General features: G+C 58.2%; 1 protein-coding gene. It reads left to right on the forward strand.

From position 1 onward, the window contains the following. Window positions 1–186, forward strand: a 186-nt coding sequence (locus RM844_RS32780; RefSeq protein ID WP_311671078.1) for a hypothetical protein, incomplete at its 5' end; no start/stop codon positions are given. Between the last annotated feature and the right edge of the window lie 261 nt (window positions 187–447).

The following is a 447-nucleotide window of genomic DNA, read 5'->3' on the forward strand; positions in this document are numbered from 1 at the left end:
CTCACCTTCTCAGTGATGGTGAGGCGGAATGTTGTTCCTCAACCATCGGTCCCGGTCGTCATCGTCATCCGGCGAAGCGGTGTCGCGTTCGTCGGGAGCGATGTCCGGGAGGGCCTCACCGAAAATCTTGTTAACTGCGTGCCGGGACATTTTGTTCGCTTCAGGCATCGTCAATTCCCTTTGTGATGAAGATCACATCTCATCCTAGGCGGAGCTGCAGCAACCGTTAACCTGCTCTTAACCAGCACCGTCGCTCTGCCTAACATTCACCTGCAAAAGGAAACGGCGGCCGGTGGCCGCCGTTTCGTTGATGTTCAGATTTCCAAACTTGATAGCTGGCCTATCACTTGCGCGGCCAGTGGCCCCAGGGTTGCCATGCCGTCGCGCACCGCAGCACGCGACCCAGCGATGTTCACCACCAGCGTGCTGCCCGAGATGCCGCACAGA

This window comes from Streptomyces chisholmiae (genome assembly GCF_031845445.1).
Lineage (GTDB): Bacteria > Actinomycetota > Actinomycetes > Streptomycetales > Streptomycetaceae > Streptomyces > Streptomyces chisholmiae.